Origin of the sequence: Streptomyces sp. NPDC051976 (assembly GCF_040680795.1) — a bacterium.
Classification (GTDB): Bacteria; Actinomycetota; Actinomycetes; order Streptomycetales; family Streptomycetaceae; genus Actinacidiphila.
This window is the reverse complement of sequence record NZ_JBFAXL010000064.1, coordinates 1-23,482: the sequence shown is the minus strand read 5'-3', so window position 1 is coordinate 23,482 and position 23,482 is coordinate 1. Positions and strand designations below refer to the sequence as shown.

The window sequence follows — 23,482 nt, the reverse complement described above, 5'->3', positions numbered from 1 at the left end:
GAGTCGGGGGGCCTCTTGGGGGATTCCTCGAGCTACGGACACGCGAAGATGGCCTCCGGACAGTGGTGCCTCCCCGCCTCGGACACCTCGCCGTGCTTCTGGACCGGGTCGGGCTCGCCGACCGGGCCCGGCATCTGCCCTCAGAGCTCTCCGCCGGGCAAGGTCAGCGGGTCGCCATCGCCCGCGCCCTGGTCAACGAGCCCCCTGGTGGTCCTGGCGGACGAGCCCACCGGCAACCTCGACAGCGCCGCGGCACACGACGTGCCCCGCCTCTTCGGCGAACTGCACGGCACCGGCCAGACCCTGGTCGTGGCCACCCATGACGAGCGCGTCGCCGCCATCGCGGACCGTGTCGTCTCCCTACGAAACGGGGCGCTGGCCGACGGCACCGGCCTGGACAGCGGCGGCGGCCACGGCCACACCACCCGGCTCGGCGCGCTGCTGAACTGGGAGGGGTGACCGTGGGACGCCTGCTGCCGATCTGGCGCCTGATCGCACGCGACCTGCGCCGCCGTCCGGGCGAGGCCGTGGTGCTCCTGCTCGCCGTCACTGCCGCCACGCGAAGACCCGCGCGGCCAAGGGCGGCCCCGGCGCGACGGTCCCGACGACGGACCCGGACCCCTCCGGCATCGCCGCACGCCTCACCCACACACCCGGCGTGACCGCGCTCGGCGGCCCGCCCTTCGCGTTGGACACACCGTCGGCGGGCGCGGCTACCCAGTCGCGGGGACCGCGATCAGCGCGGCCACGGGCGACCCGGCTCCTCCGTCGAGACGTGCTGGTCAGCCGAGGACCGCGAGACGGGAGAGCCGGGTGGGAGCGGCGGTGATCGAGCGCGACTTGACGCGACGTCATCCAAAGGGCGCCGGTACCGGCCCCGGCTCACTCTCCCGCAGCCACCACGTCTGGCACAGCCCGGTACGGCGCATTCCCAGCCGGACACCCAGAGCCAGCTCGACACCACACCGATACGGACCGCGGTCCCACCACAGCAACCGCCGCTCGGACGTATGGCTCAACTTCAACGGGGGCGGCTGCCAGTTGAGGCTGCAGGCATGGCCGAACGAGAGCGGCGTCGACTACCCGGACGCTGTCTGGTTCTACTGAGTCTGCGGTCCCGGCTTCGTCCCACAGGCCGGTGAGCCTCTCCATCCTCCGCTCCCGCTTTTCGAACCACTCCTCCCGCGCCCAGCCCTCATCCTGCTGCCGCTTCTCTTCGGCCTCGCGCCGCTGCTCCTCCGCTTCGGCGGCGCGGCGGCGCTGCTTCTGGCGCTGGTCGAACTCGGCTTCGGTGCGGACGTCTTCGAGCGCTTGGAGTAGCGGTGCGCCATCTTCGCGGTGGTGCCCGTCGATGCGGAACCACACTGGGCCCAGGGGCCCGTGCTGCTCCAGGCGGTTGGCTCTGTTCACGAGAACGGGTTCTGGTCCAACTTCTGATGAAAGCCCAGTGCTCGCTGCAACCGAAGTACTCGGCGATCGTCTGCGGCCTGGACCCGATCCGGCGCCGTCCGCCGTGCCGGTCCCAACTCGTTGAGCTCCGCCAGCGAGTCGACTTCCGGCACCGGTTCGAGGCGGATGTTGCGGGCGCGGATTCAGCGACGGCTCCTGGCCCGTCCATACTGGGGCTCGCGGGTGAGGCGGTGCATGTGGGGATCAAGGAGGTCTGCAGGCTGCCATCATGCTGAGATGGCCCACGACATAGTGTTCTTCCTCGCCCCGGACGACGAGACTGCAGCTGCGACGCGCTTGCAGGGACCTGGTGAGGACTTTGAGTCTGTGACCTGCCGCTTCATTGCGCCAGACAGTGCCATCGCCGAGTGGGACCTATATTTCGAGGAGCCTTCGGCCGAGGTCCCCTCGCGTGAGCGACTCTACGGTTGGTCGTGGCCGGCGTGGGTCGCTGCTCCCTTGAATGATGGCGTTGAGGTCTTCGCCTTGCCGCAGCGGTTGACCCGAGCGTTGGCCAACGCCAGCTCCGCCGAGTTGGAGGAACTGGCAGGTCGCTGGATCATGAGGCTCCGATCTGAGGATGGGGACGATATGACCGACGATGATCTACTTGCGGTCCTGCAAGGAGTTGCCCGGCTCGCGGCGTCTGCGGTGAGCACACGTGGTGGCCTCTACAGCTGGAGCTACTGACCGTCCTTCTGCGGGGGGACAGGGAGCTCAGCGACTATACAAAGCCACTCACTCCAAGGACCGTGCAGCGAAAGGCCACGGTGACCCTTCGCTGATGGGGATCTTGTCGCGCAGGAAGCAAGATCAGACTGCCCACCAAGATCAACACTCATGCCCACCGCGAGTGTCGCCAACCACCACCCACGTGCTCATGCAAAGAGTCGTCCAACAACCGGTGCCGGACGACGTCCGACGCCACTACACGAGGGACCCCCTTTGACTGCACCGCTGTTCTCTGATCCCGTTGACCGCACCTTTGCGCTGTCGGCTCCGGCCGCCGTGCCGCCCGTGGTCGGCCTGTTCCGGGAACCCCGGCCGGCGAGGAGCCAGAGGGCGGCCACCCTCCGCACAAGACCCCATCCACGCCGCCAGTTAGCCACCGCAGCTGGAACCCGAACCATGGGGCAGGTCAAGAGGTCACCCCATCGTGCGTCAGACCTCCCCGCTTGAACTCCTCCGAGTACCGCTTGCCCTGCTTGTTACTCATCTGGCTCTTCCTCTGGAACCCCACGTCCAAGTCTCCAGGTGTCCAGGTCCACGGGGAAGCTTCCCTCAGAGGTGGCCGTCCAGGAACTTCCGTATCTCGGCGATGGTCATGGGCCCCGTACCGTGCGCCACCGCCTCTCCCTCCTTCAGCAGGACGTAGGACGGGGCTTCGGTGATCCCGAATCGCTCGGTTGCGGACGGACAGCGCGTGATGTCGGTTCGGACGGCCGTCAGGCGTCCCGTGTAGTCGTCGGCGATGGCACCCACGACGAGGTCCATCGCCCGGCAGGGCTCGATTGCCTTGGGCCATGTCCCGGTGAAGTATGCGAGGACCGGGACTCCGCTCATCCCGAGGATGAAATCGAACTCCGCGTCCTCACGGGGTTGGTGAACCCGCTTCGCCATGGAAGCTCCTGACTTCGCGTTCCGTCATTCCATCCCCATCATCCCTCGCGCGGTGTGCCAGGCCGGCCCGGTCCTCGTCCGGTTGACCTGTCGGAACGGAGGCAGGGGGCCGTCGCAGAACCACGGCGCGAGCGGCCCGAACCCCCACCCCTGGTGACCCGGCCTGGCCGCCCCGCCGGTCGCCCAGCTGCAGCCCGCGCCGCACGCCCGTGGGTCAGCTCGTGCCGGGACAGCGCCCTCCACGACGACATGAAAGCTGATTCCCAGGGCACAGCGGCCCAGATCACCGACCAGATGCTCGATGAGAGCGTCGACGCGGACCGGTGCGCATCGTCCGCCGGATCCAGTCGAGCCGTATCCGCCACGGCGCTGCTCTGAGGCAGCGCCCCCGACGGGCTTCCCGATGCTTTGTCTGGTCTTCGCATCAACCCCCGGTCTCAGCGGGAATGCCGCTCTTCCCCGGGCCGCATGAGCCGGCTGATGGCACCGAGAACGAGGCACTATTCCTGGACCGCTCACAGACGCGGTCGTCGACGGTCGAAGTACGCGTCAGCTGACCCGAAGACCGATCGCCAGCGTCAGTTCAAGGACCCGGTGTGGCGATGCGAGATCCGGAAACAGCTCCCGCACTTGCGACATCCGGTACCGGACCGTCTGGGGATGGACGAACAACGCCGCCGCCACCTCGTCCCGCCTGCCCTGGTGCAGCAGCCACGCCCGCAACGTCTCCTCCAGCCGCTGTGCGGTCGCGACAGGCAAGGTCCGCAACGGTGCGAGGGCTCGGGCACGCAGGTCTGCGAAGGCGTCCACGTCGGCGCTCAGCACCAGCTCGGGCAGGTGGTCCTCGGTGTTGCGAATATCGGAGGAGAGGGAGCGCGCGCGTCGGGCTCGTCCGTACGAGGCGGACGCACGAGCCCATGGCCGGGTTGGGCCGACCACGGCGGCGCGGTCGGTCAGCTGCCGCAAGAGATGTGATCGGTCTGCATCGGGGACGAGCAGCACGCCGGTGGCGTCCGGCAGATCGTCGAGGACGAGGGTGCTCGGGTCGAGCACGCGATAGGCCGGCCGGGCCTGGGCGGCGGGCAGCAGGACCGCGGTCAGTGAAACCGGAGGCTGCCACCCGGCCCGTTGAGCAGAGGCCAGCAGCACGTCCGGGCTCGCGCCGGCGAGGAGGTCGCGGGCCAGGTGTTCCAGGTGGCGCTCGTGGGCCCGGCCCCGGGCGCCCAATGCGTCGGCGTGGCCCGCGGCGCTCGCTGCGGAGAGCTCGTCGATGTAGGCGAAGGTCAACTCGGCGAACTTGGCGACCTCGGCGGCGGGCAGACCTGCGGGTACGGCACCCGCTGCCAGGCATCGCCAGGCCACGCGGGCGCCGACGCGGTAGGCGCTGAGTAGGGCGTCCATCGAACGGCCGTCGCGCACCTCGCCGCGGCCCAGCTCGTAGGCCGCGTCACCGGCGTCGCCGCTTGTGGCGTTCCCGCTCGCGAGGTCCAGGTAGTGCCCCAGGGCGGTACGGACGGCTCGGCGGATGGTGGCGCCCATGCGGCCCGAAAGGGCGTTGGCGTAGGGAGGGACCTCGTCGATGATCGCCTGGACGACCTCGTCGGCGGTGGTCGTCAGCGAGGCCCGAATGGCGGTGACCGTCGTCTCATCGAGGGCCAGTTCGCTGGCCCTCCGGACTGCATGGCTCACTTTTTGTTCCCTACGAACAATTCAGCCGACCAAATTTACGTCCTGCGGTCAGGACTTTACACCTTGAGGCGCAGCAAGCTGGAGTCATGACGAGTACAGCCCTGCGCAGCAGGGCGTGGAAACTGCTGGAGATGGTCACGACGCCGCTGCTGCCGTCGGACTACCTCGACCTGGTCAGCCCGCTGCGTGCGGGTGCTGACCTGCGTGGGCGCATCGAGGCCGTGCACCCCGAGACGAGTGATGCCGCGACCGTCGTGATCAGGCCGGGACGGGGATGGCGCGGCCACACAGCCGGTCAGTACGTGCGGATCGGGGTCGACGTCGACGGGGTGCGCCTGTGGCGTGCCTACTCCATCACCTCACCGACAAACCGCCACGACGGCCGCGTCACGATCACCGTGAAGGCGATCCCGGACGGCAAGGTCAGCAACCACCTGGTCCGCAGGGCGAAACCGGGCACGCTGATCCAGCTCGACCAGCCGACCGGTGACTTCGTGCTGCCGCAGCCCAAGCCCGCCAAGGTGCTCTACCTGACGGCCGGCAGCGGCATCACGCCCGCGATGGGAATGCTGCGCGACACCGAGTTCGACGACGTCGTCATGGTCCACTGCGCGCCACAGCCGCAAGACGTGATCTTCCGCAACGAACTACACGGCCTGGTCGCGGACAAGAAGCTGCGGCTCACCGAGCTGCACACCGACACAGACGGCATGCTCGACATCGCCCGTCTCGACGAACTCGTGCCCGACTGGACCGAGCGCGAGACCTGGGCTTGCGGGCCCGTGGGCCTGCTCGACGCCGCCGAAAAGCACTGGACCGAGTACGGCGTACAAGAGCGCCTGCACACCGAACGCTTCCGCCCCAGCATCGTCGTCGCCGGCGACGGCGGCGAGGTCACGTTCAGCGCCACCGGCAAGACCGTCGACGCGGACGGCGCCACGCCGTTGCTGGACATCGGCGAGGAGGCCGGCGTGCTCATGCCCTCCGGGTGCCGCATGGGCATCTGCTTCGGCTGCGTCACGCCGCTCAAGGCGGGCGCCGTCCGCGACCTGCGCACCGGCGAGATCACCGAGGCCGAGCCGGGCGTCCTCATCCAGACCTGCGTGTCCGCCGCGGCGGGCCCCTGCGACCTCGAACGGTAGGAGCACCTTGACCGCCATCGACCCCACCGCCCACCTGACCGCGGAGCAGATCGAGGAGCTCGGCCGCGAGCTGGACGCGATCCGTGACGAGGTGATCGCCGGCCGCGGCGAGAAGGACGCCGCCTACATCCGCAAGGTCATCTCTGCGCAGCGCAAGCTCGAGCTGGCCAGCAGGGGCGTACTGCTGTTCTCGATCTTCCCGCCCGCGTGGCTGCTCGGCACCGCCGGTCTGTCCGTGGCGAAGATCATGGACAACATGGAGATCGGCCACAACATCCTGCACGGCCAGTGGGACTGGATGCGGGACCCGAAGATCCACTCCACCACCTGGGAATGGGATCACGTCTCGCCGGCCGACCAGTGGAAGCACTCGCACAACGAGCTGCACCACACGTACACCAACGTGATCGGCAAGGACAACGACCTCGGCTACGGCATCATGCGCGTCGACGAGGACCAGAAGTGGCACCCGTTCCACCTCGGCCAGCCGCTGTGGAACTTCATCAACGCCTGCTTCTTCGAGTACGGCATCGCAGCGTACGACCTGGAGCTCGGCAACAACCTGCACAAGGGCCGCCGCAAGAACCCGGAGTTCCGCGCGCGGGCCAGGGCCGTGGGCCGCAAGATCCGCAAGCAGGTGCTCAAGGACTACGTGATCCACCCGCTGCTGTCGGGCCCGTCGTTCCTCCCCACGCTCGCCGCCACGTTCACCGCGAACCTGGTCCGCAACCTCTGGTCCCACTCGGTGATCATGTGCGGGCACTTCCCCGAGGGCGTACAGGTCTTCGAGCGCCGGTCGATCAAGGGCGAGACGCGCGGCCAGTGGTACCTGCGCCAGATGATGGGCTCGGCGAACATCAGCGGCAGCAAGGCCATGCACTTCATGACCGGCAACCTGTCGCACCAGATCGAGCACCACCTGTTCCCGGACCTGCCGAGCAACCGGTACGCCGAGGTCGCGGTGAAGGTGCGCGCGCTGTTCGAGAAGTACGAGCTGGAGTACGTCACCGGGCCGCTGCCCAAGCAGGTCTTCTCCGCATGGCACAAGGTCTTCCGGCTCTCCCTGCCGAACAAGAAGCCCCTGGTCAGGACGCCGGAGCGCGAGCAGGAGCTGGTCGCTGCCTGATTCCTGGAAATGGTTCAGCTCTTTCGGCCGTACCGGCGGCACCGCGGGGTCGCGGCGGTCTTGACCTTGATCACGGCCGCGGTCTGCTGCTGCTGCGGGTCGGTGTTGGTCGTGGCGGCCACCTCGGCGGCTTTGACCGCTGTGGTGATGCTTGCACCGCGGGCAGCGTAGGCCACACCCACGTATGCGGTGGTGTCGTTGGCGGCCGTGGTGCTCGCCGTCACCGTGGGCTCGTCGAAGACGTTGTCCTCGGTCACGGGGCAGGTGAAGATGCCGGGCACACCGGCATAGATCTTGCAGCCTTCGGTGCCCGCTGAAACCGTGAGGCCGCTGGGCAGGCCGCCTCCGCTCCATGTGGCGTCGGTCAGCGGCTTCTTGCTGAAGGCGTAGACGACGGTGCCGTCCGGGATGCCGCCGGCGCCCGAGGCGGGGCCCCAGCTGTGGCCGGGGCTGAGGGTGAGATCCATGACCGCCGGGTAGAAGCCGGTGCCCGCGGCGGCCGGCCCACCCACAGCTAGCGATCCCGCAGCGCGGTCGGGTTCGGCGTCGGGACCACAACGGCGTGCCGCTGCGTCACCGAGGTCGTGGACCTCCTGGCCGCCCTCGCACCCACCCTGGCCGATGCCGTACACGCCGCGTCCAGGAAAGCGTTCGTGCTCCTGGACGGCACGCCGGTCCGTTGCGATACGGTCCGGTCCGGCATTTTCCGGTACGTTGCCGGTGCGCTCCGGCCGTTGCGCCGAACGGCCCCCGACACGCCGCCCACCGGCCGCGTCGTCGCGTTCCGTCCCGCCCTCCCTCCTACGCTGGCGCCGGACCTGACCACGCATCAGGCCCGGTTGACGGCCCGTCCCACGGGACCCCCGGGACGGCCCCCGAACCCCCGGCCCCCCGGCGGCCGGTCCGAGCACTGCCCTTGTATCCGTGTGCGGTGCGCGCGCGGTCACCGGAAGGACGGGCGCATGGCCACCTCCCTGCTCGACTTCCTGCGGCCGCTGCTCCCCGGCGCGTACGAGCGGATCGTCTTCCCCACCGAACTGCGCGGTCTCCTCAGCCATCTCGCGACGGACCTGCCGCTGCCCGCGGGACCCGCCGACGCGCCCGTCTCGGGCACCGTACGGGCCTCCGCCGCCGACACCGCCGGCGGCTTCGCCAGCCTGACGCTCGATCCATTCGGCCCGGCGATCCCCTTCGACCTGCGCCTGACCGGCCCGGCAGCGGCGCCCACCGGCTTCCAGATCGACCTGAAACCGGACAACGGCCTGCTGAAACTCCCCGCCGCCTGCGTACCGGCCACCGTGAGCACCGAGCCCGCCGGCGGGCGCTCGCTCGTCGCGGCGGCGGGCGGCGGCGCCGTGGCCCTCACGCTCAACGGCGCCGACCCGCTGGGGATCCGGATCGAGGGCGGCACCGACCGACCCGCGCGGCAGGGCCTGGTCGCCCTCGACGCCCTGGGCTCGGGTGTGCTGACGGCCGGGACGGCCCCCGCGGCGTTCCTGCTGGGCGGCCAGGGCTTCGGCCTGAATCTGCCCGGCGGCCTGACCGTCGACTCCTCGCCGGTGAACGCCCCCGCGCCGGTGACCGGCGGCACCGGCCCGCCGTCGCCGTCCGCGCAGCCTGACTGGCAGGGCGTCGCGATCCGCGGCGCCGAACTCTTCCTCCCCGCGGGGACCCCGCTGATCGGCAGCGGCCCGATCCCCGTCGAGTTCGACCTCGGCATGCCCCGCGGCCTCTACGGACGCACCGAGGCGCACCTGCCGGCCGAGGGGTCGCGCCCGGCCCTCGACGTCACTGTCGTGTGGGACGATCCGGGCGCGACGTCGCTCGCCTCCGCGCTGCCCGCCTCCGTCGAGATCACCACCACGTGGACCCTCGACGAGGCCGCGGGACCGCCGCTCGTGGGCCCGATCCAGCTGCTCGGGGGCCGCCCGCTGCGGGTCACCGGCCGCTTCGCGCGCCGACCGGGCACCGGCGACCTCGACTTCGGCCTGGTGGTGGAGGCGCTCGGCGACCAGGGCCGGTGGACGCCGGGCTCGGCTCCGCTGGCACCAAGCTCGTCCTGCGGGTCGACTACAGCGTCGACGTCAAGGTCAAGACGGTCGACCTCGGCTTCATGAGCATCGGGATGAACCCCGAGGTGCCCATGCGCCTGCGCTACCGCAACGTGCGGCTGCTGGTCGACTTCGCCCAGTCCTGCCTGGAGCGCTTCCACCTGTCGTTCGGCGAGGCGGACGTCGACGTGGAGGACCCCGGCGGCTGGCAGGTCGTCTCACCCGGCTCGATGGCCGACCTCTTCGACGTCCTCGGCAGCCGCTCCGGCCGGCGGGCCGCCCGACCATCGTCACGACTTCGTGACCAGCACATCTACTTGATCACCAAGACTTTGAAACCGCCCTGGTCCTCGGGGTCGCGGCCGGGGAGGTCCATGCCGGCAAGGCAGTCAGCGGGCGGGCTCCATCGCAGCGGCTCCTCCACCAGGTCGCCCTGGCCGCCCTCGCCGCCCGCCTGCGTGAGGAGACGCAGTGATCTAAGTAGTTCCACGGATGGCTCGCGGTCGTGCAGCTGCAAGGCTCGCGGTCGGCGCACCGCATCGGGAGGGCACAGCACATGTCGACGTGGAACGGGATAGGCACCAAGTATCTCGGGTTCGGCTATCGGAACCGCGACGGCAGTCACCACGCAACCAGGTGGGCCGTGCTGTTCGACCTGCCGGTGATCCCGCTGAGTCGCCATCGCCTGACCATCGGCGGCACGTCGTACACGGCCATCGGGAACGGCAGCCGAACCGTCACCCGGTACACCGTGTACGAGGAGAGCCCGCTCGTCGGCAAGGAGATAGCCCGGACCTACCTGGTCTGGTGGCTGCTCGGCCCGCTGCTCGCCGGAGGGCCCTCCGGCCTGCTGCTCTGGGCGGCGAGCGGCGCCAACCAGGACGAGAACCTCGCCTTCTGGGGGTTCATCCTGGTCCTGGCCCTGGGCTGGATGGTCGGCGTCGTGCTGGTCATGAACACCTACAACCGGAAGCAACGCGGCCTGCCGAAGTAGGCCGAACCGGGTGGGTGCCCGACCGGGTCATCCGTGCTGACCGTTCCCGGTGGGCCCTTGCCCGGTGCCGTCCACGGCCTGGGCCGGTCGGCCGTAGCCCGGGCGGTCGGAGTGGTCGACACCGTGTGCGGTCCGGTTGGCGCCCGCCACCGTCCGGGACCTGACCCTGATGCCCTACCAGCAGACATATCCGCCGGTCGCCGCCGAGATCCACCGCCGGCAGTCCAAGCCGCGAAGCGGACCCCGGACGGGCCTGGTTCAGGTGAGCTTGGCGGCGGAGGACCGGTTGGGCGCGGAGTCGATCTCCACGACGATGTCGGCCGCGCCGGGCTGGCGGATGACGGTGTCCAGGCGGCCGCAGCGGGTGGCGCCGGGCGGCACGACGGGCAGGCGGAGCTCCCGGTAGGGCTGGGCCCGGAACATGCCTTCCAGTGAGCGGCCGAACGCGCCCACCTGGCACCCTCGGCTGGGCCGCCTCCCAGCGCTGGCCTGTTTGTCGACGCGCCCGTGCGTCAAGGGGGCACACGGGGACCAGGCGGCTGGGACGTCAGAAATACTCGCTCAGCCAAGACTCCCGGTCATTGGTTGCAGCGACGAAGGCGCGTACGTCGCCAGCGTCTGCCTGGATGCCTTCGAGTCGCTGCGGCGGCGGAACGGTAGCCGCCCGCGTACTTCGCGTACATGTCCCTCCGCCCGCTCCCTCCACCCACACCCCCATCGCCAGGGTTGACATGGGCTCCGATCACCGCAGCTGACTCCCCCGGCACCTTCACTGCCAGACACCACCCGACTGTGCTTCCAGCCCTGTCAAAGGACTGGAAGCACAGTCGGCTTCGCGACGCGCCGTGGCAACTCACTTACGAGCTGGTGCGTGATAGCGGGTGAGGTGTCGTTGCTGCTGGGTGGCATGATCTGGATGTGGCGATCATGGTCAAGCGGTCAGTTCTTTCGCATCGCGGGTTCACCGGGATCTCGCGGCGTCATCTGGCCTCTCTGATTGAGGAGTTGGCCGAGCAGTGGCAGGCCACTGTGGAAGGCCGGCGTCACGCAGCGCGCGGCGGCTCCCGAGGGCGGGCAGCTGGTGCGGGCGCTCGACATCAGCTGGTATTCATCGACCGGTTGACGGCGACCCTCATTCATCTGCGACACGATCTGCCCCATGCTGTCCTCGGGCTTCTCTATCCCGACCGCCCAGGCCTGCGCCTTCGGACACTTCCGGATGTCTTCGCCTATGCCCAGGCCGAAGGCATCGAGTTGCGTCTGGACGCCACCGAGGTCCAGGTCCGCCGGCCGCCAGCGGGCCGCGGCGGGCGGCGGGTGTTCGTGTCCGGCAAGAAGAAGCAAGGCCACGGTCATCGCCGACCACCGCGGTCGCACCTTATGGACCGATGCTCTGCGGCCTGGGCGGATGCATGATGCAACCGCCGCCCACAACGAAGGTATCGCCATCTGTTTCCAGCACTTTCCCGATGTCGAAGTCCTGCTGGACGACGGCTATCTCGGGCTCCGTCGCGATCACCCCGGCCAGGCCGTCACCCCGCCGAGGAAGGGCAACAAGATCAGCCCGCCGGAGGTCCTTGAAGCCCGTCAAAGGGCCCGCCACCTGCACTCCTCGAAACGCATCACCGTCGAACACGCCCTCGCCGACCACAAACGCTGGAAACAACTGACCCGCTGGACTCACCGACGCGAGACCCTGCCCGCCACCTACCGGGCCATCGCCGGCCTCGTCTCCGACCGCACTATCGAGACCTGAGAATCAGCCGCGACCAGGGGAAGCACGCCTCACCCGCTATCACGCACCAGCTCGTTAGAACGACCGGCAATAGGCATCGGGTGCGGGGGAGGATGCAGAGCAGGCACGGATCCACCTGATCATGGAGTCTCTACGCTCAGTGATCACGAAGGACGGCCGTGCCCGCGCTGCCGTCTTGCTGCTCGAAACCGCTCAGCATCGGAGGACGACGATCACGACCGCCGTGCTCCGGGTCGGCCTACCGTGCCGGGCGGAACGGCTGCAGGAAGCGGATCCCGTCCTCGATGCTGCCGTCCATCAGTTCCAGCAGTTGGGGCACCAGGTCCTGCATGCGGGGTGCCTGCAGGTGGCCTTCGAGGGCCTCGCGGCTCTCCCAGCGCTCGAAGATGACGAACGCGCCCGGTTGTCCCTCGACCTGGTGAGCCTCGTAGTCGATGTTGCCCGCATCGTAGCGTGATGCGGTGACGGCGGCTGTCATGAACGCCTTCATCGCGGCTTCCTTCCCGGATTTGGCCCGGGCTTCCCACAGCACGGTGACGTAGTGGTTCGACGTGGTGGTCATCCTTGCTTCTCCTGATTCCGAACAGCATCGTTGGGCGCCGTTCACGACTCGACACTGAGCCCCGGGGAGCGTCGGCGGGAGCTACGCGGCTTCGTGGTACAGCGCGTACCACCCAGCGGGGCGGGGGGTGCGGGAGGATGGTGTGCATGGATCAACTCGGTGCCGCGCTGCGGGCGTGGCGGGACCGGCTGGATCCCGCGACGGTGGGCTTCGCACACGGCTCACCCCGTCGGGTCTCCGGTCTGCGACGCGCGGAGCTGGCGACGCTGGCCGGCATTTCGGTCGAGTACGTGGTCCGGCTGGAGCAGGGACGGGTGGCGACGCCCTCGGCGCAGGTCTGCTCGGCCCTGGCTCGCGCCCTGCACCTGTCCGACGATGAGCATGCTCACCTTTTGCGCATGGCCGGTCACGCAGCGGATCAGGCCCGGGTTCCGCGAATGATCCCAGGGAGCCTGTACCGGATCGTGGACCAGCTCGCCAGCAACCCGTTGGCGATCTACGACGCCACCTGGCAGTTGCTGCACTGGAATCCGCTGTTCGCGGCCACGTTCGGCGATCCCACGGTCCGCGGTGTGGGAGATCGCAACGTCCTGGTCTGGCAGTTCCTGGGTGAGCTGCCCCGGGTCCGGCAGACGGCGGCCGAGCGGGTGGCGTTCGAGGAGTCCCTCGTCGCCGACCTGCGCGCGACGACGAGCCGGTACCCCGACGATCCCGACCTCGCGGCGTTGGTATCGAGGCTGAACCTCAGCCCACGGTTCTGCGAGTTGTGGAGCCGCCGAGCGGTGGGCGGTCACCAGAGTGCGCACAAACTCGTCCAGCACCCGGATGTCGGAGACATCGCCATGAACTCCGACATCCTCAACACCCAGGACACGAACCTCCGCCTCGTGGTGTACACGCCGCAGCCAGGCACCGACGCCCGCAGCAAACTCGAATTCCTTGCGGCCATTGGGGTCCAGAGGATGTCTCCTCGGGGATGAAGGCCCGCGTTCTGCCTCGTCCGTTGGACCAGGCTGCTGGGTGGTACGCGCGGTACCAGGAAGTCCCGTAGCTCCCGCCAACCCTCCCTGGGACCCAGCATGGAGTGCGTGAACAGCGCACGACCGTGCTGTTCTGACCAGGAGGAGCCAGCATGACCACCACATTCATCACCGGGGCCAACAAGTCCCTCGGTTTTGAAACCGCTCGTCGCCTCGTCGAGGCGGGGCACACCGTCCTCCTTGGTGCCCGCCACCGTGAGCGCGGTCGGGCCGCGGCCGAGTCGCTGGGCGCCCGGTGCGTTCAGATCGACGTGACCGACGACGCCTCGGTCCAGGCCGCGGCCGCGGATGTCGCCGCGCACGAGGGGACGATCGACGTCCTGGTCAACAACGCCGGCGTCCTCGGCAAGGTCGGCCCCGTCGAGGAGTACACCGCGGCCGACGTGAGCGCCGTGCTCGACGTGAACGTCGTCGGGATCGTGCGCGTCACGCACGCCTTCCTCCCGCTGCTGCGGAAGTCGCCGAACCCCATCATCGTCAACGTGTCCAGCGGGATGGGCTCCTTCAGCATGACCCAGGACCCGGCGCGGATCGAGTCGCAGTATGCCCTGCCCCTCTACTGCGCCTCGAAGGCCGCGGTCACGATGCTCACGACGCAGTACGCCAAGGAACTGAAGGACGTGAAGATCAACGCCGCAGACCCCGGGCAGACCGCGACCGACTTCACCGGCGGCCTCGGACACAGCGTCGCCGACGGCGCAGAGTCCATCGTGACCCTCGCGACGATCGGCCCGGACGGGCCGACGGGACAGTTCATCGACCGATCCGGGAACCTCCCGTGGTGAACCTGCCCTGAACTCAGGGTCGGTCGACCCGCCGCCCTTCGCGTACCTCATGCTCGAAATCTCTATGCTCAGTGATCACGAAGGACGGCCGTGCCCGCGCTGCCAGCTTGCCTGCTCGAACCCCTGTGGGACCCGGTGGCCGACGCCGCAGTCCCGGTTCCCGGCCGACCGTGCGACCTGCTGGAAGGGCGGCTCGCACGGTGCGGTATCGGAAGCGGGGCTCGTTTTCCGGTCAGCCTTTACAGGTGTGACAGCTCCTGGGCTACCTGCTGTTCAAGTCGGTGGCCAGGCGTGACAGTAGGGGCAGCGCTGCCGCGATCGTCTCCCGCTCTTCGGAGTTGAGGACGTCGTTGAACGCGGTGACGAGCCAGTCGGCGCGCCTTCGGCGTTCCTGGGCCAGACGGGTGCTTCCCGCCAATGTGAGGCTGAGCAAAAGCTTGCGCCCGTCGCTGGGGTGAGTCTCGGCGCGTACAAGGCCCTGGCCGAGGAGTTCTTTGACCGCCTTGGCCGCTGACTGATGGCTGACTCCCCGCATTTGTGCGATATCGGCGGTGGTCAGCGGGCCGCTGCGGTCCAGGTATCCCAGGACGGCGGCTTCGCCGGGGGGCATCGTGTCGGCGGTGCGCACGGCGCGTACGAGCTGTCCGATGGTCAGGCGGAGTTCTTCAGCCAGTTGGTTGTCGTCCATGACCCCACCACCCTACCCACATGTATCACCAAACTGTGCACCTTTGGTGGGTAGTTTGAGGAACCGAGCAAGGGGCGGCGGAGTCACGCCCCTTGCCAGGCCATGAGCGGCCCCGCGTGCATTATCTACAACGCAGATGTACAGTTTAGTTGTAGATATTTCTCGGTCAGAGAGGACCCCCTGTGAAGCTCACCAAGCACGCCCATGCCTGCGTCACGCTCGAGAAGGGCGACACCCGCCTGGCCATCGACCCCGGCACCTTCACCCCAGATGCAGCAGAAGCCGTTGCCAAGGCTCACGCCGTCCTGATCACCCACAACCACTTCGACCACTTCGACGAGAACCTCATCGCCGCTGCTCTTGAAGCCCAGCCGGGGCTGCAGGTCTACGGCACAGCCGCTGTCGCGGCCGCCCTCGGTAGCCACGGTGACCGCGTTCACGCCGTCGCCGCGGGCGACAGCTTCAGCGTCGGTTCTCTCATCGTCACCGTCCACGGCCACCGCCACGCGCTGGTCCACGCCGACATCCCGTGCCCCGACAATGTCGGCTACCTCCTCGATGACGGAGCCGTCTACCACCCCGGTGACGCCTACTTCGCGCCCGACGCTCCCGTACGCACCCTCTTGCTGCCGACCAGCGGACCGTGGACAAAGCTCGGTGAAGCCGCCGACTACGTCCGCACGGTCAAGCCCGAGCGCATCATCCAGATCCACGAACTCATGCTCAGCGACCTCGGCCAGCACTCCACCGCCAATCTCCTCGGCGAGAAGGGCCTGACCGGCACCCCGATCGACCGCCTCGAGCCCGGTACCACCGTCCAACTGTAGGACCGAAGACCCCAGGGAGCGGGCATGCGTTTCGCGACCATCCGCATCGGCAACACCCTCACCGCGGCCCGTATCGAGGGCGACCGCGCCGTCCTGGTCAACGCCGGCGACGCCGTAGACGCCTACGTGCGCCGCGACCGCTTGACGGACACCGGCGAAGTGGATGCCCGCACCGCCCACTACGCCCGCGTCTCACCGGCTCCCGCACACATTCTGTGCGTCGGCCTGAACTACCGGAGCCACATCGAGGAACTGAGATGCCCCACTCCCACGTACCCGACATTCTTCGCCAAGTTCCCGTCCACGCTGACCGGACCCCGCGACACGATCGCGCTGCCTTGCATCAGCGACCACATCGAGGGAGAAGCGGAACTGGCCGTCATCGTCGGGCAGCGCCTCCGCCGCGCCGACGTGGAGGATGCGAACCATGCCATCGCGGGCTACTGCGTCGCCAACGACCTGTCGCTGCGCGACTGGCAACACCGCACCACACAAGCGCTCCAGGGCAAAGTCTTCGATCGCTCCACACCTCTGGGACCCATGCTGGTCACCCCTGACGAACTCGACAACGCCCGCGACCTCACCGTCACCTTCACCGTCGACGGCGTCGAATGGCAACACGGCTCCACCAGCGACCTGCTGTTCACACCTGCGGAGCTACTCGCCTACTGCAGCACCTTCCTCACTCTCGAGCCCGGCGACGTCATCCTCACCGGCACCCCCGGCAAGACAGCCCACGCGGCCACATCCCTCACCCCGGGCCAGCACCTGGTCACCACCATCGAAGGCATAGGGGCCGCAATCAATCCCACTGCCACAGACCCCCTGCCGGACACACGCCCCATCTGGCGGGAAGAGACAGATCAATGAGCGCTGTGCATTGTGAAGCTGCAGGTCACGGGTCTGATGTGCATGGCAAGTTGAATACTCGTGCCGGTCGGCGGCGATGCACATGGGGTAGGTCATCGGGCCGGTTCAGGCTCCCGCGGGATGCCCGGGTCGGCTGCGCCCACGACCGTCCCCCGCCTTCGATCCGTCGGCAGTTCGGCACTCCGCGAGAACGCGGGCGGGCGCGGGGGACGCAAGAGCGGCAGTGGATCACCGCTTGCCGGGGCGAACCGGACGCTCTCGCGGTGGAGTTGCCCAGCCCGCCTCTGCTTGCCTATCCGAGGCCGAGTGAGGCGAGTGCGGTGGTCCAGTCGGTGACGATGGCCTTCTGATTCATTGAGCCGGTGTACCCGTAGGACGTGGCGTTGGCGGCCTTCTCCCTGCCCGTCACCGACGTCGGCGGGCGGATGCCTGTGGTGTAGCCGCCCCTACGGCAGATCGTGGAGGCCAGGTTGGCCTGTGTCACCGCCGGACTCATTGACCGGCTGCGGGACCTCAACCGGGACATGACCGTGGCTGGCCCGTGTCTGCGAATGGCCAAGTGGATAGCTGTGCCAACACGTGAAGAAGTTCTCGAACGTTCCGGCTTCCAGCGTTATGCCCGCGTCCTCGGCGGGACACAGCCAGCTCGCGCAAAGCACCCGGGCGGCGTCACCGTAGACACCCTGCTGGAGCAGGTAGTCCGCACAGGGGCGGCGAAAGACGTTGTGTGCCGCGCGGACCCGTAGCACGCCGGGCCGAGGACGGCTGGAGTGACGTGATGCCGCGGGAGGAGGGGCGTAGGGCAGTGCCGCAGTTGCGCCGCCGACTGAAGTTCGCACGCGCCCGGCCCCAGGCAACCCGCCTTGGCGGCAGCTTCTACCATTTGACCGCGGACGGCGGCTTCACCTGGTCGAAGAGTGTGGCTGTCCGCCCCCCAATAGAGTGCCGTCCATTGATCCGACTCGACCTTAGGCGACGTGTATGGGCTTAGATCCCGAGTTCGAAGAGGGGCCGGCGGCCTTGCCAGAGCAGGTCCTCGGACGCCCGGACAGTCCGGCACCGGGGGAAGCACTCCTGCACAGCGAAGACCGGGACGGCGGGATCCACGGGAGCGAAGCGGCATACGGGGCGCCACAGCCTCCGCCCGCGCTCTTCGCGGGGAGGGGCGCCCCGCAGCACGTCAGGGCAGCGGCGGCTCGCGGCGAGGCGAGCGCCGACATCGACGCGGCGATCCTGGGCGAGCTGGCTGGACTGGACCCCACCGCTCTGAGCGTGGTCCGGACGGCCGCCGTTCTCGGCGAGCAGTTCCATCCAGAGCTGGTCGCCGCGGTCGCGGGCCTCAAGGTGCCCGAAACCGTGACCGCGTTGGACGCGCTCGTGCGCGTCGACCTCGTTCGGCCGACCGGTCCCGCGCGGCAGTTCGCGCTGCGCCGTCCGAGGGTGGCCGAGGTCGTCTATGAGCAGCTCGAACCCAACCAGCGGGCCGCCGTACACCTGCGTGCCGAGGCCGTACTGGCCCAGCGGGCAGCCCCTATCACGCAACGCGCCCACCACGTCGCGAGGGCCGCCGACCCGAACCGCCCGGACCACGTCACCACGCTGATCGCCGCCGCTCGCGACACCCTGCACTCCGTTCCCGTCGTCGCGGCCGACTACCTGGAGGCGGCTTTGTCGCTGCTGCATCCGGGGCACGCCCACTGGCACGAAGCACAGGTTCTGCTCGCTCGCGCACGCCTGCTGACCGGGAACGTCTTCGAAAGCCGGGCGCTGCTCCAAGCGCTGCGACCGGGCCAACCACTCCTCGACCCGTCCGCGGTCGCTGATGCGAGCAGGATCGAACGAGTGCTGGGCCGGTACGCCGAAGCTGCCGCCATCGCAAGGTCCGGGCTCGCGGCACTGCCCGACCACGACACCGCGGTGGCCGCCGCCTTGCACACCGAGCTGGCAGACGCCGCCCTCGACCAGCAGCGCTACGAGGAGGCCCGGCAGCACGCCGACATGGCCGCGACGATCGCACGCGGGCACGGTGACAGCGCCGGCGAAGCCAACGCACTCGCGCAGGCATCTCTCGCCAACCTGTTCACAGCCGGCCAAGCAATGGAAACCATGGCAACGAGGGCAGCCGAACTCGTCGATGCGGCAACCGACGCCACTGTCCTGACAAATCTCCAGTCCGTCTACCAGTTGGGGCTCACCGAAGCGACACTCGACCGTCTGACCGACGCCGAGCGCCACCTCACTCGCGGCGCCGTACTGTCACGGGGCAGTGGGCAGACCTACATCCTGGCCACGATCCTGAAGGCGTTGGCCAACGTGCAGCTGAGTTCGGGACACCTGCACCGCGCGCTGGTGACCCTCGATGAGGCCGGCCACCACGCCGAGCGCGCCGGCAGCCCAGCCACACGGGCCATCACGATGGCGCTGCGAGCCAGCGTACTGCTGTGGCAGGGCAGCCAGGGCGATGTGAGCGAAGTGCTCACGCTGGCGGAGCGTGCCGCGGACATCGCCAGCGGCCCCCCGACCGCCTGGGCCATCACGGTCCGCTGCTTCCACGCCGAGATCGTGCTTCTCACCGGCGACCCGGCACACAGCAGATGGCTCCTGCTGGACGCCGTGGGCGGAACCGATCTGCCCCTGCTCACGACATGGCGCAAGCCACGCTGGTGCGACACTGTGGCGCAGGTGGCGCTGATGAGCGGCGACGAGCAGTTGGTCGAACAATCGGCCACACTCGCCGAGGACTGCGTGGAGCAGCTCCCCTCGCACGGCCGACGGGGCTTCGCCCTGCGCGCGCGTATGCGAGCCCACCTCCTGCACGGGGAAGCCGAGCGGGCCGTGCAGAGCGCACAGCAGGCGATCAAGGACTTCTCCGCGAGTGGCAAGCGCATCGAGACGTGCCGCACCCTGCTCGACGTGGCGGCACTGTCGCTGGACGCGGGGCGAACCCGCGACGTGGACAGCTGGCTGGGCCACGCCGCGCACCTGGCCGACGCGTGTGGTTCGGCGCGCCTGACCGGCGAGGTCGCCTTCGAGCGCAGCCGGCTCACCGCCACCATGGGATGGGAGCGCGTCAACGACGGGCTGGCCACGCTCAGCGCACGGGAACGGGAGATAGCCGACCTCACGAGCACGGGCATGACCAACCGTGAAATCGCCGCCGCGCTGTTTCTGAGCGTGCGGACGGTCGACGCGCATCTGGGCCGGATCTATCGCAAGCTCGGCGTGCCCAACCGAGCGGGACTCACCCGCTCCGTACTGAAGAGCGGTGGGCCGACCAGCACCGGCCAGCGCATCTCCCGGAACCGCTGACGGCCGTCCTGCCACTTCAGCCGCGAGCGACCGGCCAACCGACAGCATGGCCAGAGTGCGGAGCCCTGTTCCAGGGGTACGCGCGGCGAACCGCGTCACGCGGGTACGGCTCGCGGGCGGGTACCGAAGGTCCGAAGTCGCCACGCCAGCCAGCTCTCGCCCGCGGCTCCCTTCCGGTCGAGACAATGCGCGGCGGACTTTTCCGGAATGCGCCTCTGAAAGTATGCGAGGTCATCTTCATCGACCGCCTCGGCCGACGGGGGGGAACGTGCTCGTTAGCGCATGTGACGGCATACGAATTTCCTCGTCTCGCCGACCACTCCTGCGAGTTGAGACGTATGTCTGTCTCGCGGGGATATCGCTGCACCAACTCGCCCCAGCATTCGGCGATCCGCAACAGAAAGTCAGTGGCTTCCGGATCACCTCACGCGCGCGCCACTTCAGGGTCTGGGCCCCAGCAGCGTCGCCCGCGCGGCTCTTCACGTGACTGGCCGGGCCGACACCGTCCTACGCCGGGTCCACATCCGACCCGCGACCCACGCTCGCCCTCCACGTAATTCCTTGACCAAACAACACATCCCGGAACACTCCGGGCCCTTGGATCACTCACCGCGCTCATCTGATCAGGCGATTAGGTAGTTCTACCGATGCGCCAAAAACGCCTTGCTGTGAGGCTGATCCGACGGGGGCTCCACAGGGGCTTCACGTCTTACCCATCGAAGCCGAGCAGGGAAAGTCGTTCCACTGCCTTGATATGTCTTGGCCGCCAGGAAATATCAACTGAGCATGCTCACAGGAGTGGTGCCAGGTGAACAGTGCAAGGGCACGGGCGCCTGGTTCCAGAAACCCGGCCCGTGCTGGCATCTGGACCTGCGCAGGTTCACCCCTCCCGCCCGGCTGCGGCAGCACCAGGTCCAACGCCAACGGGTGCAGCGGCCTCGGTGCCGGCCTCCCCCTGGGGTCCAGTCACCGATCGCGCGCACCGAAGGTACGGCGTTCCCGCTGTGCGGCGGGATTTCGCCGCGCCGGTTCCTGAGCGTGCAGCGGGGACCCGCCCGATCAACCCTCACGAAGAAAGGCCCAACCTGTGACCAACCGTCACGCACGCCACGCCCGAGCGCCACGGCGAAGTCCGTTGGTACGGCGGGCAGTGATCCTCGGGACCCAGACGCTGGGAGTATCCGCCCTGCTCGGGGCGATGGCCGGCACCGCCCACGCCGACGGCAACGCCGGACAGGGGCACCTCAAGATCACGGTGATCGGCGACTCGTACACCAGCGGGGAGGGCGCCTCGGCCGGGACCTACCGCACCGTGCAGGTGACCGGTCCGGAAGGATCCGTGCTGAATGCCATCGATCCTGCTCACCAGTCCGCATCCGCCCCGGCGCTGCGGGCCATCGACAAGATCCAGCAGGACAACCCCAATGTGACGTTCGACGTGACGTTCGTTCCGATCTCCGGAGCGACCCGCGACTCGCTCTACCAGACGGTACGACCGGGCACGGAGTTCGAGCACTCGCCGCAGATCGACGCGGTCAACGGCGCCGACATCGTCGTTGTCGGCATCGGCGGGAACGACGCGCACTTCAGCGGGCTGGCCGAGACCGTGGTCACCTCGCGCGAGTCGACGACGGAGCAGAAATTCCCCGGCTTCATGGCGCCGCTTCAGGACGGCACCTACCTCGACCAGCAGGTCGCCGTATACAAGGACATCGCTTCCCGGGCCGCCCCCAACGCCACGATCGTCACGCTGGGCTACCCGAAGGTCCTGCCGGACACCGTACCGAGCGGGTCCGCTTCGCCGTTGAGCGAGATGGTGATCAGCGACCGCGAGGCGCAGATGGTCAACCAGTTCGGCAGCACCATCAGCCAACTGAACCAGCAGGCGACCCAGATGGCAGCCGACCAGACCGGTGCCCACTTCACGTACGCCGATGTGACCCAGGCGCTGGCCGGGCACGAGCTCTTCTCGGCACAGGAAGGGCTCAACGGCATCGACTTCCTCAACATGCAGGGCTCGTACCACCCGAACGATGTCGGACAGGCGCTCATCGCCAACGCGTTGACCCCGACGGTGAACCACGCCGTCATCGACGAGCTGGCCGTTCAGGGCCTTGTCGGCCCACCCGCTCCCGACCCGGACCCGCTCCCGACCCAATTCGATCCCCCCGTAGCCGACACCCCCCTCCCGAGCGATCCCGCGCCGGTGGCCCCCACGCCGGTGGACCCCGCTCCCGTGGATCCCACGCCGGTGGACCCCGCTCCCGTGGACCCCGCTCCCGTGGACCCCACGCCGGTCGACCCAGCGCCCGTGGACCCCACGCCGGTGGACCCCGCGCCGGTGGACCCCGCTCCCGTGGACCCCGCTCCCGTGGACCCCACGCCGGTCGACCCAGCGCCGGTGGATCCCACACCGGTTGTTCCGGATCCGGTCTTCGCGCCGGACCCGATTTACACGCCGGACCCGGTTTTCGCGCCGGACCCGATCTACACGCCGGACCCGATCTTTGACCCCGTCGCTCCTGACCCCGTCTACGCGCCCGACCCGGGATTCAGCGATCCCGGCTTCAGCGATCCTGGGTTCTCGGGGGACATGGGTGGCGGCGGCTTCTCAGACTTCGGGTCCATGGAGTTCTAGCCTGTTCTGGCCCTCGGGTCGTGGCGAACACCTGGCGCCGCAGCACTCTCGCTGCGGCACCAGGTGTTCAGATTTCTCCGCCACCGCTCAGGGGACTCGGTGCCCCAGTGGGGAGAGGTGTTTTGCAGTCCGCGGTGGGCCCGTTGGACGTTCCGGAATGGCTCAGCCGCGCCTCACCGTGCACTTTCGTGAAGGCGACGACGACGCTCCTCGGAGTGGGGCTTGTAGACGCCCCTCGCCGGAGCAGCACTTTGTTCCTTTAGCGCTTCGTGCTGCCGCTTGGGCCGACCTTGCCTGAAGCGGCAGCTCCTGGTTGTCCGGGAGGCTGGAGTGGAGACAGGCCTCCTGTACGAATCCGTACAGCCGGTTCATAGACTCTTCTTGTCAGGAGCACGGTTCCGGTGGGGGTGAGCGTGGTGGGTGGGCAGCGGGGCACTATGCCGGATCCGAGCATGGCGGCGGATCTGGCGGAGTTCGTCCTATTGCTGGGTGAGTTACGGGCCTGGGCGGGGATGCCGTCGTACCGAATGCTTGCCAAAAGAGTCGGACCGCTGATGCGGACGGCACGGGTTGTCTCGACTTCCACGGTCGTGGACGCTTTCAAGACCGGACGCAGTCGCCTGGACCTGGACCTGGTCGTGGGAATCGTCCGGGCGCTGGGGGCAGACGAACACGCGGTCGATCTGTGGCGCACGGAGTGCATCAGGGTCCACGGGCTGGCCAGGACCGGCGGCCCCGTCGGGGTCTTCGGTCAACTACCCACGGATCTGGCGACGTTCACCGGGCGCCGTGTGGAACTCGCGCGCCTGATCGCCACCGCGACGCAGCATCACGACCGCAGCGGTGCGAACACGGTCGTGATCTCCGCGGTCGAGGGCATGGCCGGGGTCGGCAAAACCCAGCTCGCGATCCACGCCGCCCACCAACTGGTACGTA

At 68.6% G+C, this 23,482-nt stretch carries 22 protein-coding genes and 3 pseudogenes; 17 read left to right on the top strand and 8 right to left on the bottom strand.

Features of this window, described 5'->3' with window-relative positions:
- Positions 1 to 62: 62 nt before the first annotated feature.
- Together AB0M29_RS38055 and AB0M29_RS38050 are read left to right on the top strand one after the other, a co-directional pair.
- Positions 63 to 323: an ATP-binding cassette domain-containing protein gene (locus AB0M29_RS38055; RefSeq protein WP_365391382.1), complete on the top strand. Its 261-nt coding sequence runs from the start codon at positions 63 to 65 to the stop codon at positions 321 to 323.
- A complete protein-coding gene (locus AB0M29_RS38050) occupies positions 208 to 459 on the top strand; it encodes a hypothetical protein (protein ID WP_365391405.1) in 252 nt (83 codons plus the stop codon). Before AB0M29_RS38055 ends, AB0M29_RS38050 begins: the two co-directional genes overlap by 116 nt.
- A gap of 423 nt (positions 460 to 882) precedes the next feature.
- On the opposite strand, the gene AB0M29_RS38045 is transcribed toward AB0M29_RS38050, so the two are convergent.
- Positions 883 to 1,410, bottom strand: coding sequence for a hypothetical protein (locus AB0M29_RS38045; protein WP_365391381.1), 528 nt, complete (start codon positions 1,408 to 1,410; stop codon positions 883 to 885).
- A 276-nt stretch (positions 1,411 to 1,686) separates the two neighbouring features.
- On the opposite strand from AB0M29_RS38045, the gene AB0M29_RS38040 reads away from it, so the two are divergent.
- Positions 1,687 to 2,139, top strand: coding sequence for a hypothetical protein (locus AB0M29_RS38040; protein WP_365391380.1), 453 nt, complete (start codon positions 1,687 to 1,689; stop codon positions 2,137 to 2,139).
- A gap of 591 nt (positions 2,140 to 2,730) precedes the next feature.
- Here the strand turns inward: AB0M29_RS38040 and AB0M29_RS38035 are convergent.
- On the bottom strand, positions 2,731 to 3,069 hold the full coding sequence (locus AB0M29_RS38035; RefSeq protein ID WP_365391379.1) for a thioredoxin family protein: 339 nt from the start codon (positions 3,067 to 3,069) through the stop codon (positions 2,731 to 2,733).
- A 549-nt stretch (positions 3,070 to 3,618) separates the two neighbouring features.
- Positions 3,619 to 4,758 carry a helix-turn-helix domain-containing protein gene (locus AB0M29_RS38030; RefSeq protein ID WP_365391378.1) on the bottom strand — a complete coding sequence of 380 codons (1,140 nt, stop codon included), beginning with the start codon at positions 4,756 to 4,758 and terminating at the stop codon, positions 3,619 to 3,621.
- An 86-nt stretch (positions 4,759 to 4,844) separates the two neighbouring features.
- On the opposite strand from AB0M29_RS38030, the gene AB0M29_RS38025 reads away from it, so the two are divergent.
- Together AB0M29_RS38025 and AB0M29_RS38020 are read left to right on the top strand one after the other, a co-directional pair.
- A complete protein-coding gene (locus tag AB0M29_RS38025; protein WP_365391377.1) occupies positions 4,845 to 5,900 on the top strand; it encodes a ferredoxin reductase in 1,056 nt (351 codons plus the stop codon).
- A gap of 7 nt (positions 5,901 to 5,907) precedes the next feature.
- Entirely contained in the window at positions 5,908 to 7,026 is a 1,119-nt protein-coding gene (locus AB0M29_RS38020) for an acyl-CoA desaturase (protein WP_365391376.1), read from the top strand.
- A gap of 14 nt (positions 7,027 to 7,040) precedes the next feature.
- Here the strand turns inward: AB0M29_RS38020 and AB0M29_RS38015 are convergent, their stop codons facing one another.
- Positions 7,041 to 7,538: a hypothetical protein gene (locus AB0M29_RS38015; protein ID WP_365391375.1), complete on the bottom strand. Its 498-nt coding sequence runs from the start codon at positions 7,536 to 7,538 to the stop codon at positions 7,041 to 7,043.
- 9 nt (positions 7,539 to 7,547) lie between these two features.
- On the opposite strand from AB0M29_RS38015, the pseudogene AB0M29_RS38010 reads away from it, so the two are divergent.
- From AB0M29_RS38010 to AB0M29_RS37995, 4 genes and pseudogenes are all read left to right on the top strand, one after another.
- A pseudogene (locus AB0M29_RS38010) lies at positions 7,548 to 7,697 on the top strand (IS5/IS1182 family transposase); the annotation flags it as partial.
- A 291-nt stretch (positions 7,698 to 7,988) separates the two neighbouring features.
- Entirely contained in the window at positions 7,989 to 9,143 is a 1,155-nt protein-coding gene (locus AB0M29_RS38005; RefSeq protein WP_365391374.1) for a hypothetical protein, read from the top strand.
- On the top strand, positions 9,047 to 9,655 hold the full coding sequence (locus AB0M29_RS38000) for a hypothetical protein (RefSeq protein ID WP_365391373.1): 609 nt from the start codon (positions 9,047 to 9,049) through the stop codon (positions 9,653 to 9,655). The genes AB0M29_RS38005 and AB0M29_RS38000 overlap by 97 nt, the downstream gene beginning before the upstream one ends.
- Complete coding sequence (locus AB0M29_RS37995) at positions 9,634 to 10,071, top strand: hypothetical protein (protein WP_365391372.1); 438 nt, start codon at positions 9,634 to 9,636, stop codon at positions 10,069 to 10,071. Before AB0M29_RS38000 ends, AB0M29_RS37995 begins: the two co-directional genes overlap by 22 nt.
- Before the next feature lie 258 nt (positions 10,072 to 10,329).
- On the opposite strand, the gene AB0M29_RS37990 is transcribed toward AB0M29_RS37995, so the two are convergent.
- Complete coding sequence (locus AB0M29_RS37990) at positions 10,330 to 10,494, bottom strand: hypothetical protein (RefSeq protein ID WP_365391371.1); 165 nt, start codon at positions 10,492 to 10,494, stop codon at positions 10,330 to 10,332.
- A gap of 504 nt (positions 10,495 to 10,998) precedes the next feature.
- Here AB0M29_RS37990 and AB0M29_RS37985 point away from each other — a divergent pair.
- Positions 10,999 to 11,827: pseudogene (locus AB0M29_RS37985) on the top strand (transposase family protein).
- A 238-nt stretch (positions 11,828 to 12,065) separates the two neighbouring features.
- On the opposite strand, the gene AB0M29_RS37980 reads toward AB0M29_RS37985, so the two are convergent.
- Positions 12,066 to 12,389 carry a putative quinol monooxygenase gene (locus tag AB0M29_RS37980; RefSeq protein ID WP_235458112.1) on the bottom strand — a complete coding sequence of 108 codons (324 nt, stop codon included), beginning with the start codon at positions 12,387 to 12,389 and terminating at the stop codon, positions 12,066 to 12,068.
- Between the two features lie 146 nt (positions 12,390 to 12,535).
- On the opposite strand from AB0M29_RS37980, the gene AB0M29_RS37975 reads away from it, so the two are divergent.
- Both AB0M29_RS37975 and AB0M29_RS37970 read left to right on the top strand, forming a co-directional pair.
- Positions 12,536 to 13,369, top strand: coding sequence for a helix-turn-helix transcriptional regulator (locus tag AB0M29_RS37975; protein ID WP_365391370.1), 834 nt, complete (start codon positions 12,536 to 12,538; stop codon positions 13,367 to 13,369).
- A 152-nt stretch (positions 13,370 to 13,521) separates the two neighbouring features.
- Positions 13,522 to 14,214 (top strand): SDR family NAD(P)-dependent oxidoreductase, encoded by a 693-nt coding sequence (locus AB0M29_RS37970; protein ID WP_365391369.1) that lies wholly within the window; start codon positions 13,522 to 13,524, stop codon positions 14,212 to 14,214.
- Between the two features lie 262 nt (positions 14,215 to 14,476).
- Here AB0M29_RS37970 and AB0M29_RS37965 read toward each other — a convergent pair whose 3' ends face one another.
- The gene (locus AB0M29_RS37965; protein ID WP_365391368.1) at positions 14,477 to 14,902 is read right to left on the bottom strand and encodes a helix-turn-helix domain-containing protein; all 426 of its coding nucleotides are present in this window, start codon (positions 14,900 to 14,902) and stop codon (positions 14,477 to 14,479) included.
- A gap of 182 nt (positions 14,903 to 15,084) precedes the next feature.
- Between AB0M29_RS37965 and AB0M29_RS37960 the strand changes: the two genes are divergently transcribed.
- Both AB0M29_RS37960 and AB0M29_RS37955 read left to right on the top strand, forming a co-directional pair.
- Positions 15,085 to 15,729 (top strand): MBL fold metallo-hydrolase, encoded by a 645-nt coding sequence (locus AB0M29_RS37960; RefSeq protein ID WP_365391367.1) that lies wholly within the window; start codon positions 15,085 to 15,087, stop codon positions 15,727 to 15,729.
- Positions 15,730 to 15,753: 24 nt separating this feature from the next.
- The gene (locus tag AB0M29_RS37955; protein WP_365391366.1) at positions 15,754 to 16,599 is read left to right on the top strand and encodes a fumarylacetoacetate hydrolase family protein; all 846 of its coding nucleotides are present in this window, start codon (positions 15,754 to 15,756) and stop codon (positions 16,597 to 16,599) included.
- A gap of 292 nt (positions 16,600 to 16,891) precedes the next feature.
- Here AB0M29_RS37955 and AB0M29_RS37950 read toward each other — a convergent pair whose 3' ends face one another.
- Entirely contained in the window at positions 16,892 to 17,083 is a 192-nt protein-coding gene (locus tag AB0M29_RS37950) for a hypothetical protein (RefSeq protein ID WP_365391365.1), read from the bottom strand.
- Positions 17,084 to 17,619: 536 nt separating this feature from the next.
- On the opposite strand from AB0M29_RS37950, the gene AB0M29_RS37945 reads away from it, so the two are divergent.
- The 3 genes and pseudogenes from AB0M29_RS37945 to AB0M29_RS37935 form a co-directional block, all read left to right on the top strand.
- On the top strand, positions 17,620 to 19,908 hold the full coding sequence (locus AB0M29_RS37945) for a LuxR C-terminal-related transcriptional regulator (RefSeq protein WP_365391364.1): 2,289 nt from the start codon (positions 17,620 to 17,622) through the stop codon (positions 19,906 to 19,908).
- A 1,150-nt stretch (positions 19,909 to 21,058) separates the two neighbouring features.
- Positions 21,059 to 22,546, top strand: a complete 1,488-nt coding sequence (locus AB0M29_RS37940; protein ID WP_365391363.1) for a GDSL-type esterase/lipase family protein — start codon at positions 21,059 to 21,061, stop codon at positions 22,544 to 22,546.
- Between the two features lie 452 nt (positions 22,547 to 22,998).
- Positions 22,999 to 23,482, top strand: a pseudogene (locus AB0M29_RS37935) (hypothetical protein); the annotation flags it as partial.

Excerpts from the sequence above, each read along its gene's own strand:
- AB0M29_RS37965 (WP_365391368.1), bottom strand. The coding sequence starts at position 14,902 with ATGGACGACAACCAACTGGCTGAAGAACTCCGCCTGACCATCGGACAG.
- AB0M29_RS37970 (WP_365391369.1), top strand. The coding sequence starts at position 13,522 with ATGACCACCACATTCATCACCGGGGCCAACAAGTCCCTCGGTTTTGAA.
- AB0M29_RS37975 (WP_365391370.1), top strand. The coding sequence starts at position 12,536 with ATGGATCAACTCGGTGCCGCGCTGCGGGCGTGGCGGGACCGGCTGGAT.
- AB0M29_RS37955 (WP_365391366.1), top strand. The coding sequence starts at position 15,754 with ATGCGTTTCGCGACCATCCGCATCGGCAACACCCTCACCGCGGCCCGT.
- AB0M29_RS38025 (WP_365391377.1), top strand. The coding sequence starts at position 4,845 with ATGACGAGTACAGCCCTGCGCAGCAGGGCGTGGAAACTGCTGGAGATG.
- AB0M29_RS37990 (WP_365391371.1), bottom strand. The coding sequence starts at position 10,494 with ATGTTCCGGGCCCAGCCCTACCGGGAGCTCCGCCTGCCCGTCGTGCCG.
- AB0M29_RS38040 (WP_365391380.1), top strand. The coding sequence starts at position 1,687 with ATGGCCCACGACATAGTGTTCTTCCTCGCCCCGGACGACGAGACTGCA.
- AB0M29_RS37980 (WP_235458112.1), bottom strand. The coding sequence starts at position 12,389 with ATGACCACCACGTCGAACCACTACGTCACCGTGCTGTGGGAAGCCCGG.
- AB0M29_RS38005 (WP_365391374.1), top strand. The coding sequence starts at position 7,989 with ATGGCCACCTCCCTGCTCGACTTCCTGCGGCCGCTGCTCCCCGGCGCG.
- AB0M29_RS38035 (WP_365391379.1), bottom strand. The coding sequence starts at position 3,069 with ATGGCGAAGCGGGTTCACCAACCCCGTGAGGACGCGGAGTTCGATTTC.
- AB0M29_RS37995 (WP_365391372.1), top strand. The coding sequence starts at position 9,634 with ATGTCGACGTGGAACGGGATAGGCACCAAGTATCTCGGGTTCGGCTAT.